Raw genomic sequence first — 20,649 nt, forward strand, 5'->3', positions numbered from 1 at the left:
GTGTATAAAAGGTAAAAAATGCTCGCTATGAAACGTGTTGCTACTGCTTTTGCTATTTTCTTGCTTTGTTATGTAGCTTATGCCCAGCCTTATGGCAATGAATGGATAAATCCTGCTCAAACTTACTTCAAAATTCCCGTAACGCAAAAAGGTATCTATCGCATTACGCAACCCCAGCTCGTATCTGCGGGTTTTCCCGCCAGTATCAATCCGCAGTTTATTCAGATTTTTCATAGAGGGCAAGAGCAAGCCATTTTTGTTGCAGGCGAAGGCGATGGCACTTTTGATGCTTCCGATTATGTAGAATTTTACGGCAAAGGCAACGACGGCACTCTTGACCAGCAACTTTATTATCCCAATACATTCAATCAGGTCAATCCTTATCACAACCTACACTCTGATACTACGGCATATTTTATTACTTGGCGAAATGGCATTGCAGGCAAACGTATGCCCATTCTTAATTTACCCGATTTGGGCTATACCCCCGAAAGCTATCTTTTAGAAGAGCGTATCAGTGTGCTTGCCGAACAGCTTTCACCGGGCAAAAACAATTTTGCTTCCACAACCTTTTGCTATTTAGCCAGCTACGACAGAGGCGAAGGCTTCACCAGTACGCCTATTTACAGCGGTAGCCGCGATTTTCTCATACCTGTACAAAATGCCGTAAGTTTTGGGCAAAGCCCTTATTTGGAAATTCGCTATGTGAGCAGGCGTGTAGCACCTGTTTCCATTACCTTTCAGGTAGGCAGTTCCGTTTCCTCTTTACGAACCATTGCCAGCCCCAATATCGCCGACTACAATCAAGGATTTCTACCTGCCACTCTGAACTTTACAGATTTACCCACCAACGGAAACTTTATTTTACGAGCCATTCATAATGGCGGCGATGGCTGGTTTTCTGTTACTTCTGTTCGTTTGGTGTATTCTCAAAGTCCTAATGCCAACAATCAGAATGAAAAAGAATTTCTTTTGCCCACCAATGCAGGCGGTACTTCGCTCATCAATGTAAACAATGTACCCAATGGCTCACTATTGTACGATATTACTGATGAAAATAATATCAGAAGAGTTGCCACCACAGGCGTAGGCACGGTTTCTGCAATCATTGATGGCACTACCAGCAACAAAAGAATTTTCTTTTGCAATAATTTCAGAAGTATCATTGGGATTCGTCCTGTGAGTTTTTTCAATTTCAATCCTGCACAAGTAGATTATCTGATTGTTACACACCCCAATCTTATGCAAGCGGCAGGCGGGTATAGCAATGTAATTCAGGCTTATGCCGATTACCGAGCCTCTGTACAAGGTGGAAGCTATAGACCACTGATTGCAAATATTTTACAACTTTACGACCAATTCAGCTATGGCGAATACACACCACTCGCAATTCGTAATTTTGCCCGATATTGCTATTTTAATGGCTCGCCTAAATACTTGTTTTTGATAGGTTATCCGATAACTCTACGTCCTTTTGATGCCCAATTTGGCTCTATTTATTTCACCGATTACGACATTCGTTCAAATCCTGCTCACTGGGCAATGAATTTAGTGCCTACTTGGGGCTTTCCGGGTAGCGATTTGCCCTTTACTGCGGGTTTTGATATGTATAACTACGCCCCTGCTATTCCTGTGGGAAGGCTGGTAGCTCGTACCCCCCAACAAGTTGCCAATTACCTTAATAAAGTAAAAGAACACGAAGATGGTTTCGGAAAAGGTGATACTTGGCGAAAAAACATCTTACATCTGAGCGGCGGCATTGGTGCAGGCGAACAGGCTTCTTTGCTTTTTTACTTAAATATTTACAAAGGAATTGCCGAAGCCGATTTTTTGGCAGGGATTGTAAAAACGGTTCGCAAATCAACTTCTGCCAACGTTGAGTACATCAACGTAGCTGATGAACTCAACAAAGGTACTGCCCTGATGACTTTCTTTGGACATTCGGGGCAAAATATCACCGATATTGAAATTGGGCAAGCCTCTGATGATACCCAAGGGTATCGGAACAAAGGCAAATATCCACTGCTTTTGGGAAATGGTTGTAGTTTGGGAGATGTATATTCGGGCAAGCCTACCCAAGCCGAAGATTGGCTCTTTACTGCCGAAAGAGGCTGTATTGGCTGGCTGGCAAATACTTCTTTGGGCTTTGCTTCCAATCTGAATAGCTATTCATCACGCTTCTACTCTACGGCTTTCGCCAATGCAAGTTTTTTTGGTAAATCTTTGGGGGAAATCACCCAACAAGTAGTTCGTACTTTCGGACCTGCTTTTAGTCCTTCTACCAACTTTATGGATTTGGCACACGTACAACAAATGGCTCTGCAAGGAGACCCTGCTGTACGCCTCATAGGTGGTAATGCCCCCGACCTTTTCACCCAAAATGCTTGGCTTTCTCTGGAAGGTTTCAACAATGCCCCTGTAATCGCTCGTGCCGATTCTTTGCTTCTGAAAGTAAAACTCGCCAACCTTTCTAAAACTTTCAATACACAATTTGAAATTTCTGTTAAGCAAACTTTACCCAATGGCTCAATCCTTGACCATACCCCCGAAATTCGCTACAATGACCCTCGCCGTACCGATAGCGTGTATATCACTATCCGCCGACCTGCGGGTGTGAGTTTCTTTGGCAACAACCGATTTGAGGTGCATTTGGACTGGAAAAATGAAGTCAGTGAAGTATTTGAGAATAACAACACTGCCTTTTTAGAAATTTTTATCCCCGATTATGGAGCAAGAGCCTTATTCCCACCTGAATACAGCATTGTGAGCAGTCAGCCTGTAAAGTTAATGGCACAAGCCGCTAATTTGCAGTTAGAGCCTCGCGACTTTATTTTTGAAATTGATACCACACATAAGTTTAATAGCCCTATCAAACGCTCTCGGATTGTACCCGCAGGAAGCATTGCCACTTGGGAAACTACTTTACTCACCGATATTTTACCTTCGGATAGCTTGGTATATTATTGGCGTGTCAATTTTGCAGATGCCGTAAATAATCCTAATATTTTGTGGGACGAAAGCAGTTTTATTTACATCAAAAATAGCCCCCCTGGTTGGTCGCAGAGCCATTTTTTTCAATTTTCTAAAAGCACCGATGTAGGGATTGTCAAGAACGAATTACAAAGGAAATGGGAATTTAAGCAAGTCCAAAATCGCATACGCGTACGCACTTTTGGCAAAGATAGCCCCGATGCAGGTGTAAATTTCAGCAATACCAATTGCTTCCTGAACGATTTGCCTCTTATTACCCCCAACGATAGCGACCCCTGTTTTGCCAATACACTTTTAGTGGTCGTTTTTGAACAGGAAAGTAAATTGCCTTATCAAGTATTCGGCGGAAGCAATACAGGAGTTCCTATTTGTGGCAGACGCCCTTCTGTGGTGTATTATTTTACCAATTCTGCCATTATCAATGGTGCTTTGCAAAGTGCTTTCTTGCAAATACCCACAGGAAGCTACATTTTGGTATTTAACAAAGGAAACGTAACCAATGCGGCTTGGGCGGCGGCATTGCCTACTCTGCAAGCAATGGGAGGCTCGCCTGCGGCACTGGCAACCTTGAACGAAGGCGAACCATACATATTGTTTGCTCAAAAAGGTGGTGCAAGATTGCAGGAAATCATAGCCACTTCCATAACAAGCCCAACTACGGAAACTATTTCAATGGACTATGAGTTTGGAGGCGGCTTTACCAAAGGTACCGTTACCTCTACTCGCATAGGACCCGCAACCGCTTGGGGTACGCTTTACAAAAAAATATTGCCTTCTGAACCTATCAATAGCCCCGATGTATGGCGGTTGAGTATTATTGGAGAAAATTTAGCAGGTCAGCAGGTTGTTTTGAACAGCAATGTTCCGCAAAATCAGTATGCATTTGCCCTCAATAGTATTGATGCCACACAATATCCTTATTTGCGTTTGCAACTTTATACCCAAGATAGTATCAATTTTAGCCCTACACAACTGAAACGCTGGCAAGTAATTTATGACGGCGTTCCCGAAGGCTTTTTGAATACCGAAAGAGTAGGTTTGGAAAAGTATAAAATTACGCCCAAGCAAGAAGGCGAGCCGCTCAGTATTCCCTTTGCTTTTGAAAATATTTCGGGTAAAGAATTTCCAGCGGACTCTCTACTTGTAGAATGTACCTTCACCAATCCAAGCAAAGGTAGGCAGACTATCCGTACTATGCGTATCAAAGCCCCCAAACCACAAGAATACACTACTTTTGAAGTACCTGTACAGACACTTGGTAATGATGGTGAAAATATTTTGCGGGTGTATGTAAATCCCAAGCAAGTTTTAGAGCAATATTACGACAACAACATTGTAGAGGTAAAATATGAAGTTTTACGCGACAACAAAAATCCTATTCTTGATGTAACTTTTGACGGAGCAAGAATTTTAGACGGCGATATAGTTTCCGCTAATCCGCTGATACGCATACGCCTACGCGACGATAACCCATTTTTACAAAAACAAGACACTATTGGCTTGGATATTCGCCTCAAACGCCCTTGCGAAAATTGTACTTTTGAGCGTATTCCTTTCAGTGGCAATGACTTACGTTGGCGAAGCGAAGGAAGAAATATTGATGTAGAATTTACACCCAAAAATTTAGAAGATGGCATTTATACACTTCGTGTAAATGGCGAAGATGCCCGTGGCAACCGAGCAGGCATGGAACCTTATCAAGTGAGTTTTGAGGTAATCAACGAAGCCAGCGTAACCAATGTTTTGCCTTATCCTAATCCTTTTTCAGGTTCAACACGTTTTGTTTTCACGCTTACAGGTTCAGAAGTACCGCAGGAAATGAAAATTCAAATCTTAACCGTTTCGGGCAAAGTGGTGCGTGAAATCACCCAAGACGAACTCGGACCCATTCGGGTAGGTAACAATATTTCGCAGTACGCTTGGAATGGTACAGATGAATTTGGTGATAGGCTCGCCAATGGCGTATATCTGTATCGCGTAATTATGAAGCTCAATGGGCAAGAAATTAAGCACCGAGCTACCAAAGCCGATAAGGCTTTCAAAAAAGGTTATGGAAAGTTGTATATTTTGAGATAATTTCATTTCTTTGAAGGTCAAAAATTTACAATTCCGAAAACCAATATTCCACAATTTTTCGTATATTTACGAAAATTGTGTTAGCGATTTGTTTGAATAATCAATTATGGCTCAATACCTTACCGAAGAAGAACGTTTCAGAAGGCTTTTGCAACCTGATAATGCGGATAGCGGCGAAAGTCCTTTGGAAGCCATAGATTTTGCCAAAATTCTTTACATACTTCGTAAAAATTGGTATTGGCTCATAATTTTCCCTTTTCTTTCTGTTTCGGTAGCTTATCTGTATTTACGCTATACCAAGCCTATTTTTCAAAGCACTACCAATCTTAAAATGGAATTCAAAGACGAATCGGCAGGGCTGGATTTACGCATTGGCTTAAATCAGGAAAATCCTATTGATAACATCGCAGGTGAATTGGAGGTAATTCGCTCACCGCTTATTTACGAGGAAGTATTGAACAATATCAATCTTTCGGTAGAATACTACGCCGAAGGCAGAATTTTGGATAATGAAATGCACGGCTTTTCACCTATTGAAGTGCAAGCCTTGGTTCTCAACGAAAATCTTTACAACCAAAAGTTTTACATTGAAAGTGAAAATGCTCAAACCTACAAAATTGAAGTAAAAAACAACAAAAATACCATTGCCGAATATCAAGGAAGATTTGGCGAATGGCTCAAAAATAAAGACATAGAACTACTTATCTCGCTGAAGCAAAATCTTGCCAATTACAACGAAAGCATTTATTTTGTACTAAACAGCAAGGGGAAATCAATGAATTATTTGGCTAATAACTTGGAAGCCTTTATTCTCAACCCCCAAGCTAAAATTATCTCTATTACGTTCAAAGACTACAATGCCAATAAAGCCCGCGATGTGCTTAGAACTATCAGCGAAGTGTATCGTGTAAAAAGTGTAGAAATTAAAAATAGAGCAAATAGGCAAAAGAAAGAGTATCTGGACGCCCAAATAGAAAAAACTGAGAAAGAACTCAATGCCTATGAAGCCGAAATGGAACGATTCATTATTCAAAACAAAACCAATAATATTGAAGGAAAAATCAGCGAACTGGTTAATAAAATTCAACAACTTACCGAAGAACGCTACAAAATCAATGCGAAACTGCAAACTATCATTGAACTTGAAATATTTGTCAATCAGCGTTTTGTAGATTCTAAAAATATTCCCCTAATGCCCGATGTAGATGGGGCAATTTTACAACAAATTTCTGAACTTAACCGCTTGCGTCAGATTCGCCAACAGCAAGAGCTTTCAGAAACTTCGGCTTCGTATTCTTACCAAACTTTGGATATTAAAATTAACAATTTGCAAAAAAATATTTCAGAAAGCATAGACCGCTACAAGAAAAAAATCTTGAAAGAACTTGCTGAAATCACACAAAAACTCGCTGAAATTGAAGCCAATTTTTTGGGACTTCCTTCTAAAATTACAGAATTTAATAAGCTCAAAAAGAAATACGAAACCGTACAAAGCTATTACAACAATCTTATTCAGCAAAAAATACAGATTGGTTTGGCAGAAGCAGGAACTGTGCCAAATTTTGAAATCATTTCACCTGCCTCTATGCCCTCCATACCTATTTCACCTAAAAAAACGCTTATTTATGGTGTAGCAGGAGGTATCGGGGTATTATTGAGCTTGCTTCTTATTGTAGGAAAATATCTGCTCAAAGATACTATCGGCTCACAACAAGAGCTAGAAAAGTTGGTTTCTATGCCTGTGGTAGGAGCTATTCCCAAGTACAGAAGATTCAAAATGGAACACTCCAAACTAATTGTTCATCAAAACCCCAAATCCGTTATCAGCGAGTCGTTTAGAAATATTCGAACCAATTTGGATTTTATGTTCCCTCGTTCTGAAAAAGAAGCGGGTCAGAAGGTAGTTTCTGTAACTTCTACTATCAGCGGGGAAGGAAAAACCTTTGTAACTATCAATTTAGGGGGTATTATTGCGATGTCGGGTTTGCGAGTAGTAATTATAGATTTGGATATGCGAAAGCCCAAAGTACATTTAGGGCTAAACGGCTCTAATGAAAAGGGTATCAGCACCATTCTCATTGGCAGGCACTCTTTGGAAGAGTGTTTGCGAACTACAGAAATTGAAAATCTATCTTACATTTCAGCAGGTCCCGTTCCTCCCAATCCTTCGGAACTTATTTTGAGAAATGAGTTCAAAGAACTTATCAAAACACTCAAAGAGCTCTATGATGTAGTGCTGATAGATACCCCTCCCGTAGGTTTGGTAACAGATGCAATGCTCATTATGTCGCAGGTTGATGTTCGCTTTTTTGTGCTTCGGGCTAATTACTCTCGTAGAGGTTTTGCGAAAAATATTCAAAAAATTACTTCTTTACAGCAAATACGCTCGGTTGGTCTTATTCTCAATGCTGTTGAAGAGCAAGGTAAATATGGCTATGGCTATGGCTACGGATATGGCTATTATGAGGAAAAGAATGCACCCAAATCTACGGGCTGGCTCGCCAAATTCAAAACAAAACTTTTATTCTGGAAAAAATAATGCTAAAACTTTTTGCTCGTAAAAAAGACACTTCTACCACTACCCTCTTTGATTTTCTCAAAGTTGATTTGCACTCTCATTTACTTGCGGGTATTGATGACGGCGTGCAAACCGAAGCTCAAGCCCTTGAAATCATTGAACAATTTCGGAGTTATGGTTTTCAAAAAATCATCACTACTCCTCATATTTTGTGGGATTTTTACAAAAACACCCCCGAAATTATCCACAACAAATTAGAAAAACTGCGTCTTTTCTTACAAGAAAATCAAATCCATATTCCTATTGAAGCCGCCGCAGAATATTACGTAGATGAACATTTTTTACAATTGCTCCAAAAACACGAAAAATTGCTCTCCTTTGGCGAAAAAAACTATCTGCTTTTTGAAACAGGTTTTTTGAATATACCCGCTTTTTGGGAAGAAGCTATTTTTTTGATGAAAGCCAATGGATATCAGCCTATTCTTGCACACCCCGAAAGATACGTGTATGTACAGAATAATTTTAGCTTTTTAGAGAAGATGCTAAATTTGGGTGTTCTGTTACAGATAAATATTCTCTCGCTGGTCGGATATTATTCGTTAGAGGCACAAAAAACCGCTGAAAAAATCGTAGAAGCTCGCCTGCCGCATTTTCTGGCAAGCGACTGCCACCACATTCGCCACGCAAAAACCTTGCAAAACCTTGTGCAGAGTTCTTTTTTCAAGAAAATTCAAAATTACCCTTGGCTCAATAGCACTCTTTGAGTTTGCAAAGTTTTTTCTTATTTTTGCGAACTTGTTTAGATTTAATTTAATTAAATGCAACTTCATCAAGTACCTACTGGCGAAAAAGTAAAAATCCTTGAATTTCAGCAAAGAGGCATTTTCCTCAAACTTTTGGAAATGGGCTTACTCCCTAATACCACTATTGAGGTATTGGGTAAAGCTCCTCTTGGCGACCCTATTTATATTGCCGTACAAGAAACGCTTATTGCTTTGCGTAAAAGTGAAGCTCAAAATATTGTAGTTCAGATTATTGAATAAAATATTACTCACGTGAAACTCGCTCTTATCGGAAATCCTAATGCAGGGAAAAGCTCGCTATTCAACCAGCTCACAGGTTTGAACCAAAAAGTAGCTAATTTTACAGGCGTAACCGTAGAGAAAAAAACAGGTACTTTCTCGCTTCCTAACCAAAGTAAAGCATACATCACCGATTTGCCCGGTACGTATAGCCTCTATCCCAAGTCGGCTGATGAGCAAGTAGTGCTGGATTTTTTGCTCAATCCTCAAAACCCCGAAAAGCCTGATGCTATTTTGGTTGTGATTGATGCTTCCAATCTGCAAAGAAACTTGCTTCTTTTTTCAGAAGTACAAAGTTTAGGTTTTCCGACTATTCTAGTGCTGAATATGATTGATATAGCCCAAAAAAGTGGTTGGGAAATTGATACGCAAAAACTTGCAGAACGCCTACAAAGCCCTGTGGTTTGTACCAATTCCAGAAGTGGCGAAGGTGTTGAAAAGCTCAAAGAAAAAATCCTTGATTTAGAAAAAAGTCAATCAAATGCCCCTCATAGTATTCTGCAAACTTATGCCCCTTTGCAAGGTATTTTACAAGAAATTGTCCAAAAATATCATTTACCCAATACCTATTGGGCAAATTTATATTTTCACCATTACGAAAAACTATCTTTTCTTTCAGAAAGCGACAAGCAATTTTTCCAAAAATTAGAGCTTAAAAACAATTTCCAAGCCCTTCACCTACAAACTGATGAAACTTTGGAGCGTTTTAGAGCAATAGAAAAAATTGTTGCAGAAACCACTCAAAAACACGAAAAAGCCTACAATCCGCAGAGCATTACTCGGAAAATTGATAAAATACTGCTTCACCCACTTTGGGGATATGGTTCTTTTTTAATGGTACTACTGCTGATTTTCACAGCAATTTTTCGGTGGGCGGAAATTCCTATGGAATGGATTGAAGAGGGTACAGCCTCAGTACAAGCATTTTTCCGAGAAAATTTACCCAATCATTTTCTTACAAATCTTTGGACAGAGGGCGTTTTGGCAGGGATTGGCTCCGTAGTTACTTTTGTGCCGCAGATAGCTTTACTCTTTGGTTTTATTGCAATTTTGGAAGAAACAGGCTATATGACACGCGTAATGATAATGATGGACAAAATTATGCGAAAATTTGGCTTAAATGGCAAAAGTGTAGTCCCCCTGATTTCAGGAGCGGCTTGTGCTATTCCTGCCATTATGGCTACCCGAAATATTGATAATCCCAAAGAAAGACTGATTACTACTTTGGTTGTACCTCTGATTAGCTGTTCGGCTCGTTTGCCCATTTATACCGTAATGATTGCCCTCGTGATACCCGATAAAATGCTATGGGGCTTTTTGCATTATCAGGCTCTTGCTCTGCTGGCGATGTATCTTTTAGGCTTACTTATGGCTATGCTTGCCGCAAAGGTTTTAAGCCGCTTTTTACCTTTTTGGGGCAATGATTATTTTATTGTGGAAATGCCTACCTACAAGATGCCTCGTTGGAAGAATGTTCTTATTACTATTTACGAAAAAGTAAAAACCTTCGTATTTGATGCAGGAAAAGTGATTGTAGTGATTTCAGTAATTCTGTGGGCTTTGGCTTCTTATGGCTGGGGAGATAGCTTGGAAAAAGCGGAAAGTTCTATCAAAAAAAGCTATCCTACACTTTCGGAAGAAGAACTTGCCCCTCTGATTAGCTCTGCAAAATTAGAAGCCTCTTTTGCAGGTAATTTAGGAAAAGCTCTTGAACCTATCATTCAACCTTTGGGTTTTGACTGGAAAATAGGCATTTCACTTATTACTTCTTTTGCCGCTCGTGAGGTTTTTGTAGCCACAATGTCCGTAATTTATGGATTGGGTGAGGAAGGAAACGAGCAAAGCGTAAGGCAAAAAATGGCTTCTGAAATAAACCCTCAAACAGGAAAACCAACCTACTCGGTGGCGGTGGGCTTTTCGTTGATGGTCTTTTATGCTTTTGCAATGCAATGTATGAGTACCTTTGCCGTAGTATGGAAAGAAACACGCTCTTGGAAGTATCCTTTGGGGCAACTTGTTTTTTTCAATCTTTTAGCTTATCTTGCCTCTTGGATAACTTACACGATACTCAAATGAGCCACCAAATTGAAAGTCTTTATTTAGGAGAATTACGCACCGAAGCCACACATTTTGCTTCCCAAAACAAAATCATTACTGATGCCCCCACTGATAACAACGGCAAAGGAGAGGCTTTTTCGCCTACCGATTTGGTTTGTGCCGCTTTGGGGAGTTGTATGATGACCATTATGGGCATCGTAGCCGAAAGGGATAAAGTAAATTTGCAAGGAGTTACTTGGAAAACAACCAAAGTAATGGCATCTAACCCTCGCAGAATTGCAGAAATTCACGTACATTTTTATTTTCCAAGTAGTTTGCCTTTGGAAAGCACATACAAACAAAAACTTGAAAATGCGGCTCGTACCTGCCCCGTAGCCTTGAGTTTAGCCCCAGAAATAAAGCAGGAAGTATTTTTCCATTACGCATAAAAACTTTGTAATTGTTTAGGTATAGCTTGCAGTAAGGAAACAAGAAACAAGAGGCAGGAAACAGAATAGATGTCGGAGAGAAAAAATAAGATATAAAGCCCTTAAAGGCTTGAACATCAAACATTGAACTTCTTGAACGTAAATAATTACAAATTTTTTTGATTTTTTAGAAAACCACTTGGGCAGTCGCTTCGTAAGTCTTACAAACGATTTTTTCAAAAAGAACTTAAACTAAAAATGTATGGCAACTTCTATTGCACCTAAAGCCCAAAGATTGAGTTTTACCAAATCTATCATCAGTATTGCGGCACTGGAAGCGGCAATTACGATTGGCTGGCTTGCTTACGAAAAATATCAGCCACAACTTCTGCTCAAATTCAATTTTGTAGAATTTGCAGGGCTATTGCTGGTAGCACAAGGTATTTTGGGAGCTATTTTCCACCCTATTTCAGGAAGATGGGCAGATAAGGCTTTCCGTGAAAGAGGAACAAAATTTCCTATCATTATATCAGGGGCGGCATTTGCGGCGGTAATTTTTGTAGCTGTAAGCGTTGCTCTGAATACCAATCCTGCAAGCCCTCTGAAATGGCTCTTGCCTGTGCTTGTTATTCTTTGGCTGGCGGCAATGGCTACTTTTCATAGTCCTGCTATTTCACTGGTTGAAAATTTTACCCCTGTCCATAAATTTCCACAAGTTGCGGCAATTCTTACAATGGTTTTCGGTCTGATTTATACCATTGAGCCTTTTCTCATTCAAATCCTCAACATACTCGGACTTACGCCTACTTTTATATTAGGTGGTGTGCTTGTGATTTCTACGGCGTATGCTATTAAAACCATAAGTATCGCCCCTCCCACAGAAGAAGACAAAAAAATAATGGCAAAAGAAGAATTGGGTGGAGATAGCAAAAGAGATTTATTCCTAACAGGCTTCTTCGTAGGACTTTTCAAGATGCTTATGCTCTTTTTCGTACCTGCCATTTGGGTAAAGCATAAGTTTTTTGGTGCAACTGAAAAAATCTTTTTCTCCGACCCCGACTATCTGCAATCGGCTATGCTAATGTTTTCTGCTTTGCTTGCTATCCCTATCAGTAAATTTGTAGAAAAAAAAGGCTCATATAAAAGTTTGATTTGGGGCTGTATAGCGGCTTTTATAGTAATTTTGCCCGCTTTGTTCATCAAAGGGCAAACTATTTCTATCATTATGCTTCTGCTTATGGGTTTGGTGTATAGCTTACTTTCGGTAGCTTCCTTGCCCTATATTCTCAATAGAGCCAAAACTGGACAAACAGGATACAGCATAGGTTTGTACTACGGAGGTTCTGCCTTAGCTACCGCAGTAGTTCTGCTTATTTTACTGAATATGGGAATAAGTGTGAATTAAGAGCCAAAATCTTGCTTTCTACTCCAAAATTTATTGTGTGAGAGTTTGCTTCAAGTGTATGAGGCAAACTCTCATTCTTTTGTAGCAAGTATCAGAAACTCACGAAAATACCCGGACCCACCAAGAAAAACCACGCTTTAGCACTCAAAAAATAACCCATTCCTGCAAAAAGTGGGAAAGAAAGTTTTACATCTCGCCGAGTAGGATACAAACTTCCCAAAAGCACCACACCTATATCTCGGTTGGTTGCATTGGGGTTAAAATTAAAGGCATTGTTGGCAAGTACGCCAATACCCACTTTGTAAGGGTGGAAGCGATTGATTTTATTGGGATTGTAAAAACTAAGTTGTTGGATAATTGCCAAACTAATTCCTCCGAAAGGGCTGAAGTTTTCTTGGTCGGCACGTTTGATAAGCAAGCCCCCAGGAAAGGTTACCTCTGTATCAAAACGCAGTCTTCTTTGTAAAATAATTTCAATTTTTTTACTGAACCCCTCTCCGCCATATTTGTCTTTATCGTGGCTAATAGTAATTTCTATTCTGCTCCACCCGTCCAAATCAAAAGTTTTTCTACCCAAAGTTTTATTCAGGCTGATAGGTTCTTTGTTGCACTGCTTATCGCTGTAAAAAGCAAATCTTGGCGAATTTTCGCCTGGACACACCATTATATTGGGAATACGTTTCAAATCTACTAAATCGCCACGTGCATTGAAAATTGTTATATCAATGCTTACAAATTGCCTACCAAAAAGTTTGTTTTCGTCAATTTTATCATAATCAAAGAAAACTTCAATATCCTTGATAGTGTAAGGGTAAAGAATGGTTTGGGGCAGTTCGCTCAGCACTTGCCTACCTGCACCATAGTTTATTCTTACAAAATTGAGCTGATGAGGTCTTTGGTACTCGCTTACAGGAATGGTACGCCCAATTTTTTCGTTGCGATTAAAAATTTCTATTTCTTTTTTGCTGATATTCATTGGAACTTGCAAGCGAAAAGTTTGCACATTTTCGGTACGAATAAGTGAGTCGGAAGTAAGCACGTTCAAGCCGTCAAAACGAAATCTTGCTTTATGCAAAGCAAGCCCTTCTATGCGTACATCAACAGTTTCGCCGGGGTAAAACACATTCTCTCGCCGATTGCCTTCGTGAAAAATAATGATATTGTTAATGATAGTTTTGGGGGTAACATTAAAATTGGTAATACAAACAGGCTCATCACCATTTTTGATATAAAGATAACTTTCAGAAATACGATGCTGTCCGTAAGGTCGCAGAACGCACAAGAATTTACCATTACTCATCAGGCTTTTAATAAAAATTTCTGCGACAAGCATACCTCCTACTTTCTCTTGGTTTTCTATACGATACGTTTTCCCCACATTCAGATAGCGATTGTAGTCTAATTGAACTTCTACCCCTTCTTTTTGCGTAGCCTCTTCTATGGTAATTTCTTTTACATCAGTATTCAAAAAAGCCAAACGGCTACCTTTTACGCGAAACTTATACTTGATAGTGGGAAGCTGATAATTTACTCGTCCTTTTTCGTCAATGTAAGGGATAAAGGTACTTAAATCCAAACTAAAATCAACATCTCCAATTTTTGAAGGCAAAACATACAAACGAAGTTGCTTATTTACGTATTCCGTACGATAGTCAATATCTTTACTACTCGTAGGAATAGGATTGGTTCGGATATTTTCAGGATTATTGGAAATTAGCTCAAACATACGCTCTTCGCCTACGTACAACTCATCATCTTTGGGTGCAAAGGCTACTTTGGTATTGAAATAAGGAAATAGACGCAATTCGCAAGGAATTTCTTTCAGTGGAATCTGATAAATAATGAAATTGAAGGTGAGAAATTGCGTTTGGGTGAGATTATTGAATTTTATTTTGAAACGAAAATAATCCTGACTGCGAAAAATAGAATCTACAAGTTGAAAATCTTGCGAATATGCCAGTTCTATTTTTTGGATATTTTCCATATTTTGCGGAAACAGACGCACCTCACAAGTAGGGCTTTCAGTGAAATATTCAAAAGCCAAAAACTTTTCTCCTTTGAATTGAATTTGATTTTTGGTTTGTGTAAAACGAAGCGTATCAATCAGAATAGCTACTTCTTTGAAGCAATTTTGGGAAAAAGCTATATGAGCAAACATCAGAAATACAGAGCTATACAGAATTTTTTTCATTGATACACGAGTTTAGATGAAATGAAAAGCGTAAATTGCTTGGAAAAGTTTTTGCAAAAGTAGAAAGTTTTATCCAAAGGTTCAAACAATAAAGTCTCTGCCAAGAAAATATTGCATAGTTTTTGCTAAATTTCAGAAAGGCTTTTGTATATTTGCAAAAAGTACTTGTCTAAAATTTATGTGGTGAGGCTTTTAGAGTTTTAGGTTGAGAGTTTGAAGTTCTAAACCTTCTAACTTCAAACCTTAAACCTAAGAAACCTTACTTCCCAAGCATTTAGACAATTTTAGTAATGGGTTTCAATCAAAAACGTTTGTTTTGAAATATTTATTTTACATATTTTTCATTGGGCTGATTTTTGCTTGCAATCGCAAGCCTTCTACTTGTGCGGCGTATCAGGAAGTAGGCACCGTAGCTATTCCCGAGGATGGCTATGTACCTACCAATTTTATCATTACCGAAAGGCATAGCAAAACGGGATTAGTAAAAAAAGTGGGCGGTGTAAGCAAAAAGAAACATAAAACAAGAGCCCAGCTAAGCAAAATTTTTAGAAAAGAAAAGAAATTTATCAAAGATAAAGAACTATTCCCCGATACCGATAGCAAGGCAAGACGTAAGAAAAAAGCTAAAAAGGCTAAAAAAGCCAAAAATGCTGATGAAGTTGAGCAAGAACAACCCGAAGAAGATAAACCCACTCCTACTTTACCCGAAGAAAAACAAGAACCCAAAAAAGACGGAAACTAAAAGAATAGAAACAGCAAACAAGATGCAGGAAATAGGATTTAGAACATTGATAAAAACTTTTACCTCAAACGCTTGAACTTTGAACCTTTATAGTTTTTGAACGTAAATAATTACAAAAAATAATCGCTTGAAAACCAAACTTATACATATCATTTTTTTGAGTTTAATTTTCTTGGCTTGTAGCGAAGTTTTTGCTCAACGCAAAGACAATACCGCCTCCAAAAAGCCTGTTCTTACCAACAAATATCGTCTGAAAAAGCGTGTAACTCCAAGCGAGGGCATAAAATCCAAGGGCTCGGAAAAAATTCCTAATTCACAAACCGTACAATCGGGGTATTATGCAGGGCAAAAAAGATATGTAGAATCGCCCCAAGTATTAGGGCAAAGCCAGTTCCGAGGCTCTGAACCGCTATTCCCAAGAGAGCCTAAAAAAGGCTTTGCTACGTTCAAGTCTAATTACAAGTTTTTGCCTCACAAATTGCAAACAGGCTTTGCTACGTTCAAATCTAAATCCAAATTTTTGCCTCATCAGTACAGACGTGGCTACGATAAGTTCATATCTCGTTATGCCTTTCTGCCTACCAAGAAAAAATTTGGACACGATAAGTTTATTTCAAATTACAAATTTCGCCCACACGAATACAGACGCGGATATGATGAATTTACGGGGGGAGCAATAAAATATAGCTTTCTTAATAGACGCCGAAAGGCTATTATCCATAATACTCGCAAAATGCAGAATTATAGCGGTACGGTACGTTATGTAGATTGGAAAAAAGTACGTATGAAACGCTCTCATCGTATGGCAACTTCACTGGGGGCTTTGAAAATCAGGTATTCTTTGCGTAAGTCTAAGCTATCCAATCGTGAGTTGCAAAAATACCGCTCCAAGCCCTACAATGTGCGTTATTTGCGTAAAGGCAAATTTATGTGGAAAAAAGATATGCCCCGCTATCAAAAATTCCCTGAAAAATCCCCTCGTTACAACCCTACTGAAAGACAAGGAGCAGTAGTAAGTAGCGGAAAAGGCGAAATCTTATATCCCAATCGTGGCGAAATATGGGTAAATGGCAAACCTGTGAAAAGAGTTATTTCGGGTACGCCTACGCCCAATCCTTTGCCGCTCAATGCCCCCTCACGAGCCAAAGAACTCAAACAAATGCAAAAAGAAAATAAAGCCAAAACAGCAGAGCAAGAACCTAAACAAGATTAAAAAATATAGTAATTGTTTAGGGTATAGTTTGAAATAAGGAAACAGGAAACAAGATGCAGGAATAGGATTTGAGAAAATAGATAGAAAAAGTGAGAGATAAAGCCCTGAAAGACTTGAACATCAAACTTTGAACTTCTTGAACGTAAATAATCACAAAATAAAATCTTTTGGCTCTTGTATTAGAAGCAAGAAATTATTTCAAGGGAACATTCAGAGCTTGCAGTGCTTTTTCGGCGGCGGTTTGTTCAGCTTTTTTCTTGTTTTGTCCCATTCCTTGTGAAATGCCTTTGCCATTCAGACGAACCTCCACAGTGAAAGTAGTAGTATTCCGATAATTTTTCTCTTCAACAAGTACAAACTCTACATTTTTGCCGTTTTTTTGGGCATACTCAATCAGCAGACTTTTGTAGTTGAGATTGGTTTGTATGATTTTATCTAAATCCAAATGAGCCTGTAAAAGACGTTTCAGCACAAAAATTCTACAAAAAGCAAAACCCTTATCCAAATACACCGCCCCAATAAATGCCTCCATAGCATCGCCTGCAATAGACTGATTGCCACGAATTTGAATAGAAGTTTCGTATTCTATAAGCTCGGTCAAGCCTATTTTGTGAGCCAGTTGGTTCAAACTTTCACGATTGACAATCCGAGAGCGAATTTCAGTCAGAAAGCCCTCATCTTTGTAGGGAAATTTTTTGTAAAGGTATTCTGCGATAATCAAGCCCAAAACGGCATCTCCCAAATACTCCAAGCGTTCGTTGGAAAGGCGAAAATTTTGATTAGGCGTTTGTATCGCTACCGAACTATGTATCAGAGCCAATCGGTACAAAGATAAGTTCAAAGGCTTACTTCCTGTGATGTTTTTCACAAAAGAAATAAGCCTTTGCTCTTGGGGTGAATACTTCCTAAAAAACGCTTGAAGGTGCTTGAGCCAAAGCATCGGAGCAATTACTCTTCAAATTTCTTGAAAATAATCGTAGTATTATGCCCACCAAAGCCAAAATCATTGCTCAAAGCATAAGTAATTTTACGTTCTTGGGCTTTATTGGGTGTAAAGTTGAGTCTTTTATCCAGCACCTCGTCTATTTCAAAAAGGTTGATAGTAGGTGGCACAACCTGATGCTGTATAGCTAAAACGCAAGCAAGGGCTTCTACGGCACCTGTAGCCCCCAACAAATGCCCTGTCATTGACTTGGTAGAGCTGATGTTGAGTTTGTAGGCGTGTTCGCCGAAAACTTCCTGAATGGCTTTAATTTCTTGTGGGTCGCCAATGGGTGTAGAAGTACCGTGGGTGTTGATGTAGTCAATTTTATCAGGACTGATACCTGCATCATCAAGAGCATCTTGCATACAATAAATTACGCCCAAGCCTTCGGGGTGTGGAGCTGTAATATGGTAGGCATCGGAAGAAAAGCCAGCTCCTACTACTTCGGCATAGATTTTGGCACCGCGTTTCTTGGCGTGTTCGTACTCTTCCAAAATGAGGCAAGCTCCTCCTTCACCAAGCACAAAGCCATCTCTATCTTTATCGTAAGGACGAGAGGCAGTTTCGGGGCTATCATTGCGTTCGGAAAGAGCTTTATTGGCATTGAACCCGCCGATACCTGCTTCGGTAACAGCGGCTTCCGAGCCACCTGTAAGAATAACATTTGCTTTTCCCCAACGGATATAATTAAAGGCATCAATAATAGCATTATTGGCAGAAGCACAAGCCGAAACCGTAGTGTAGTTGGGTCCTAAGAAGCCGTACTTAATAGAAATATGCCCGGGAGCAAGGTCGGCAATCATTTTAGGAATAAAGAAGGGATTGAAGCGAGGGGTACCATCGCCTTTGGCAAAATCAACCACTTCCATTTGCAAAGACCGCAATCCGCCTATCCCCGAACCCCATATCACACCTACACGGCGTTTATCAAGGCTTTGTAAGTCAAAACCTGCATCTTGGATAGCTTGTTCAGCAACGGCAATAGCATAGTGCTGAAACAAGTCCATTTTACGGGCTTCTTTGTGTTCTATGTAGAGTTTGACATCAAAATTTTTTACTTCGCAAGCAAAGCGAGTTTTGAACTTGGAGGCATCAAAACGGGTAATGGGAGCGGCACCGCTCACACCTTTGGAAAGCCCTTCCCAATATTCGGCAACTGTATTTCCAATGGGCGTTACTGCTCCCAACCCTGTAATTACCACTCTTTTTGGGTTCATTGAGTTGGATTTTTGGTTAGAAGATTATTTTACGTTTGCTTCCAGATAAGCAATTGCCTGTCCTACCGTACTGATAGTTTCGGCTTGGTCGTCAGGAATAGAAACGTTAAACTCTTTTTCAAATTCCATAATGAGTTCTACTTGGTCGAGGGAGTCAGCTCCCAAGTCGTTTGTAAAACTTGCCTCAGGGGTAACCTCAGAAGGTTCTACACCCAATTTTTCTACGATAATGCTTTTTACTTTTTCTGCAATAGTAGACATCTCTAATTCAGTTTTGGTTTAACAGAACGCAAATAAATACAATTTTTGAAAAATTTGCCAAAAAAAATTGAAAAATTTTTGGATATACACCAATTTTGAAAGGTATGCTTGCTATCCCCATATGCTATTTGGCTCTTCCCCCCTGCTTTCGGCGAAGCCAATCTATGAGCAAATTGGCAGTTACCTGAATATTGACCATTCTATCGTTTCCTAACTGATACAACTTGGCTGAAGCTCCTTTTTCATCTGCATAAGCAACCCAAATCGTACCCACGGGTTTGGTGGGGGTAGCTCCTCCGGGTCCTGCAATACCGCTAGTTGCAATGCCAATATCTGCATTACATAGCTTTCGGATATTGCTTGCCATTTCCAAGACGGTCTGCTCACTCACCGCTCCAAACTCCTCAATAGTTTCTTTTTTTACACCTAAAACATTGATTTTTAATTCGTTGCTATATGCCACCAATGCCCCTTTCAGATACTCCGAACTACCAGCGTGCTGTGTGAAACAATGTGCCAAATAGCCCCCAGTACAGCTTTCGGCAATAGCAAGTGTCTTTTTGTTTTGAACCAAAAGCCTACCCACAGCCATTGCTAAATCATCTTCATCAAATCCATAAACATACTTATCAATGAGTGGCAAAACTTTCTCTACTTCCTGCTCAATTTGCCTGCGAACAGCCTCTTTATCATATCCAAAGCCTGTAATTCTAAGCCGTACCATTCCAAAAGAAGGCAAATAAGCAAGTTTTAGGTTTTCGGGAAGGTTATTCTCCCAAGTTTCAATTTCACGAGCCAAATAGCTTTCGCCAATGCCTACGGTTTTTATCATTTTATGCACAATGCTGGGCGTTTGAAAAAACTTTTGTAGGTTTTCAAGCACGTAGCTTTGCATAATAAACTGCATTTCGTGAGGTACTCCCGGCATTGAAACAAAAATTTTTCTGTTTCTTTCAAACCACATACCTGGGGCAGTTCCTTTGAGATTAGGAATATAAACAGCATTGGCAGGCAAATCGGCTTGCTGACGATTGATTTCCAACATTTCTCTGCCTCGACTTTCAAAAAAATGTGTAACAGCACGCAAAGCCTCAGGGTGGCGTATCAGTTCTACGCCAAAAAATTTACAAAGGGTTTTCTTAGTAATATCGTCTTTGGTAGGTCCCAAGCCCCCTGTTGTCAGAATTACATCAGCTCGCTTTTCAGCTTCTTGCAAGCCTTCCAAAATAGCTTCTTCGGTATCGCTTACTACGCTATGCCTAATTACCCGAATGCCAATTTTATCCAATTCGGCACTCATCCATTGGGCATTGGTGTTGGTAATTTGTCCGTATAAAATCTCATCTCCAATATTTAGAATTTCAGCTTTTATCATAGTGGGAAAATTTTACCAGGATTTACAAGATTTACAGAATTCAAAAGTTTAAAAAGTTGTTAAAGTGTTTTCCTTTTGCAATGATAGGTTGCCTGATTAATTACTCAAAAAAAAGAGGCACAATAAGA

The 20,649-nt window shown here is 39.5% G+C and carries 14 protein-coding genes; 9 read left to right on the plus strand and 5 right to left on the minus strand.

Translation table 11 applies throughout. The features are described 5' to 3' along the window. The first annotated feature begins 27 nt into the window (after nucleotides 1-27). The 7 genes from porU2 (at nucleotide 28) to ACWITO_RS05750 (ending at nucleotide 12,537) form a co-directional block, all read left to right on the plus strand. On the plus strand, nucleotides 28-5,067 hold the full coding sequence (porU2, locus tag ACWITO_RS05720; protein ID WP_448529043.1) for a putative type IX secretion system sortase PorU2: 5,040 nt from the start codon (nucleotides 28-30) through the stop codon (nucleotides 5,065-5,067). A gap of 106 nt (nucleotides 5,068-5,173) precedes the next feature. Beyond that, complete coding sequence (locus ACWITO_RS05725) at nucleotides 5,174-7,606, plus strand: GumC family protein (RefSeq protein ID WP_448529044.1); 2,433 nt, start codon at nucleotides 5,174-5,176, stop codon at nucleotides 7,604-7,606. Continuing rightward, on the plus strand, nucleotides 7,606-8,349 hold the full coding sequence (locus ACWITO_RS05730) for a tyrosine-protein phosphatase (protein WP_448529045.1): 744 nt from the start codon (nucleotides 7,606-7,608) through the stop codon (nucleotides 8,347-8,349). The genes ACWITO_RS05725 and ACWITO_RS05730 overlap by 1 nt, the downstream gene beginning before the upstream one ends. A gap of 54 nt (nucleotides 8,350-8,403) precedes the next feature. Next, on the plus strand, nucleotides 8,404-8,628 hold the full coding sequence (locus ACWITO_RS05735; RefSeq protein WP_448529046.1) for a FeoA family protein: 225 nt from the start codon (nucleotides 8,404-8,406) through the stop codon (nucleotides 8,626-8,628). A gap of 12 nt (nucleotides 8,629-8,640) precedes the next feature. Beyond that, complete coding sequence (gene feoB / locus ACWITO_RS05740; RefSeq protein WP_448529047.1) at nucleotides 8,641-10,743, plus strand: ferrous iron transport protein B; 2,103 nt, start codon at nucleotides 8,641-8,643, stop codon at nucleotides 10,741-10,743. After that, a complete protein-coding gene (locus tag ACWITO_RS05745; protein ID WP_448529048.1) occupies nucleotides 10,740-11,153 on the plus strand; it encodes an OsmC family protein in 414 nt (137 codons plus the stop codon). Before feoB ends, ACWITO_RS05745 begins: the two co-directional genes overlap by 4 nt. 241 nt (nucleotides 11,154-11,394) lie before the next feature. After that, the gene (locus ACWITO_RS05750; RefSeq protein WP_448529049.1) at nucleotides 11,395-12,537 is read left to right on the plus strand and encodes an MFS transporter; all 1,143 of its coding nucleotides are present in this window, start codon (nucleotides 11,395-11,397) and stop codon (nucleotides 12,535-12,537) included. Between the two features lie 91 nt (nucleotides 12,538-12,628). Here the strand turns inward: ACWITO_RS05750 and ACWITO_RS05755 are convergent, their stop codons facing one another. Further along, nucleotides 12,629-14,728 (minus strand): hypothetical protein, encoded by a 2,100-nt coding sequence (locus ACWITO_RS05755; RefSeq protein ID WP_448529050.1) that lies wholly within the window; start codon nucleotides 14,726-14,728, stop codon nucleotides 12,629-12,631. A gap of 316 nt (nucleotides 14,729-15,044) precedes the next feature. Here ACWITO_RS05755 and ACWITO_RS05760 point away from each other — a divergent pair, with 316 nt between their 5' ends. Beyond that, the gene (locus ACWITO_RS05760; protein ID WP_448529051.1) at nucleotides 15,045-15,470 is read left to right on the plus strand and encodes a hypothetical protein; all 426 of its coding nucleotides are present in this window, start codon (nucleotides 15,045-15,047) and stop codon (nucleotides 15,468-15,470) included. 127 nt (nucleotides 15,471-15,597) lie between these two features. Continuing rightward, entirely contained in the window at nucleotides 15,598-16,683 is a 1,086-nt protein-coding gene (locus tag ACWITO_RS05765; RefSeq protein ID WP_448529052.1) for a hypothetical protein, read from the plus strand. Between the two features lie 193 nt (nucleotides 16,684-16,876). Here ACWITO_RS05765 and rnc read toward each other — a convergent pair whose 3' ends face one another. The 4 genes from rnc to ACWITO_RS05785 form a co-directional block, all read right to left on the minus strand. Beyond that, nucleotides 16,877-17,623: a ribonuclease III gene (gene rnc / locus ACWITO_RS05770; RefSeq protein WP_448529053.1), complete on the minus strand. Its 747-nt coding sequence runs from the start codon at nucleotides 17,621-17,623 to the stop codon at nucleotides 16,877-16,879. An 8-nt stretch (nucleotides 17,624-17,631) separates the two neighbouring features. Continuing rightward, the gene (gene fabF / locus ACWITO_RS05775) at nucleotides 17,632-18,885 is read right to left on the minus strand and encodes a beta-ketoacyl-ACP synthase II (protein WP_448529054.1); all 1,254 of its coding nucleotides are present in this window, start codon (nucleotides 18,883-18,885) and stop codon (nucleotides 17,632-17,634) included. A gap of 24 nt (nucleotides 18,886-18,909) precedes the next feature. After that, complete coding sequence (locus tag ACWITO_RS05780) at nucleotides 18,910-19,146, minus strand: acyl carrier protein (protein ID WP_101357994.1); 237 nt, start codon at nucleotides 19,144-19,146, stop codon at nucleotides 18,910-18,912. Between the two features lie 124 nt (nucleotides 19,147-19,270). After that, the gene (locus ACWITO_RS05785; RefSeq protein ID WP_448529055.1) at nucleotides 19,271-20,521 is read right to left on the minus strand and encodes a competence/damage-inducible protein A; all 1,251 of its coding nucleotides are present in this window, start codon (nucleotides 20,519-20,521) and stop codon (nucleotides 19,271-19,273) included. Nucleotides 20,522-20,649 lie beyond the last annotated feature (128 nt).

The organism is Raineya sp. (assembly GCF_053497555.1).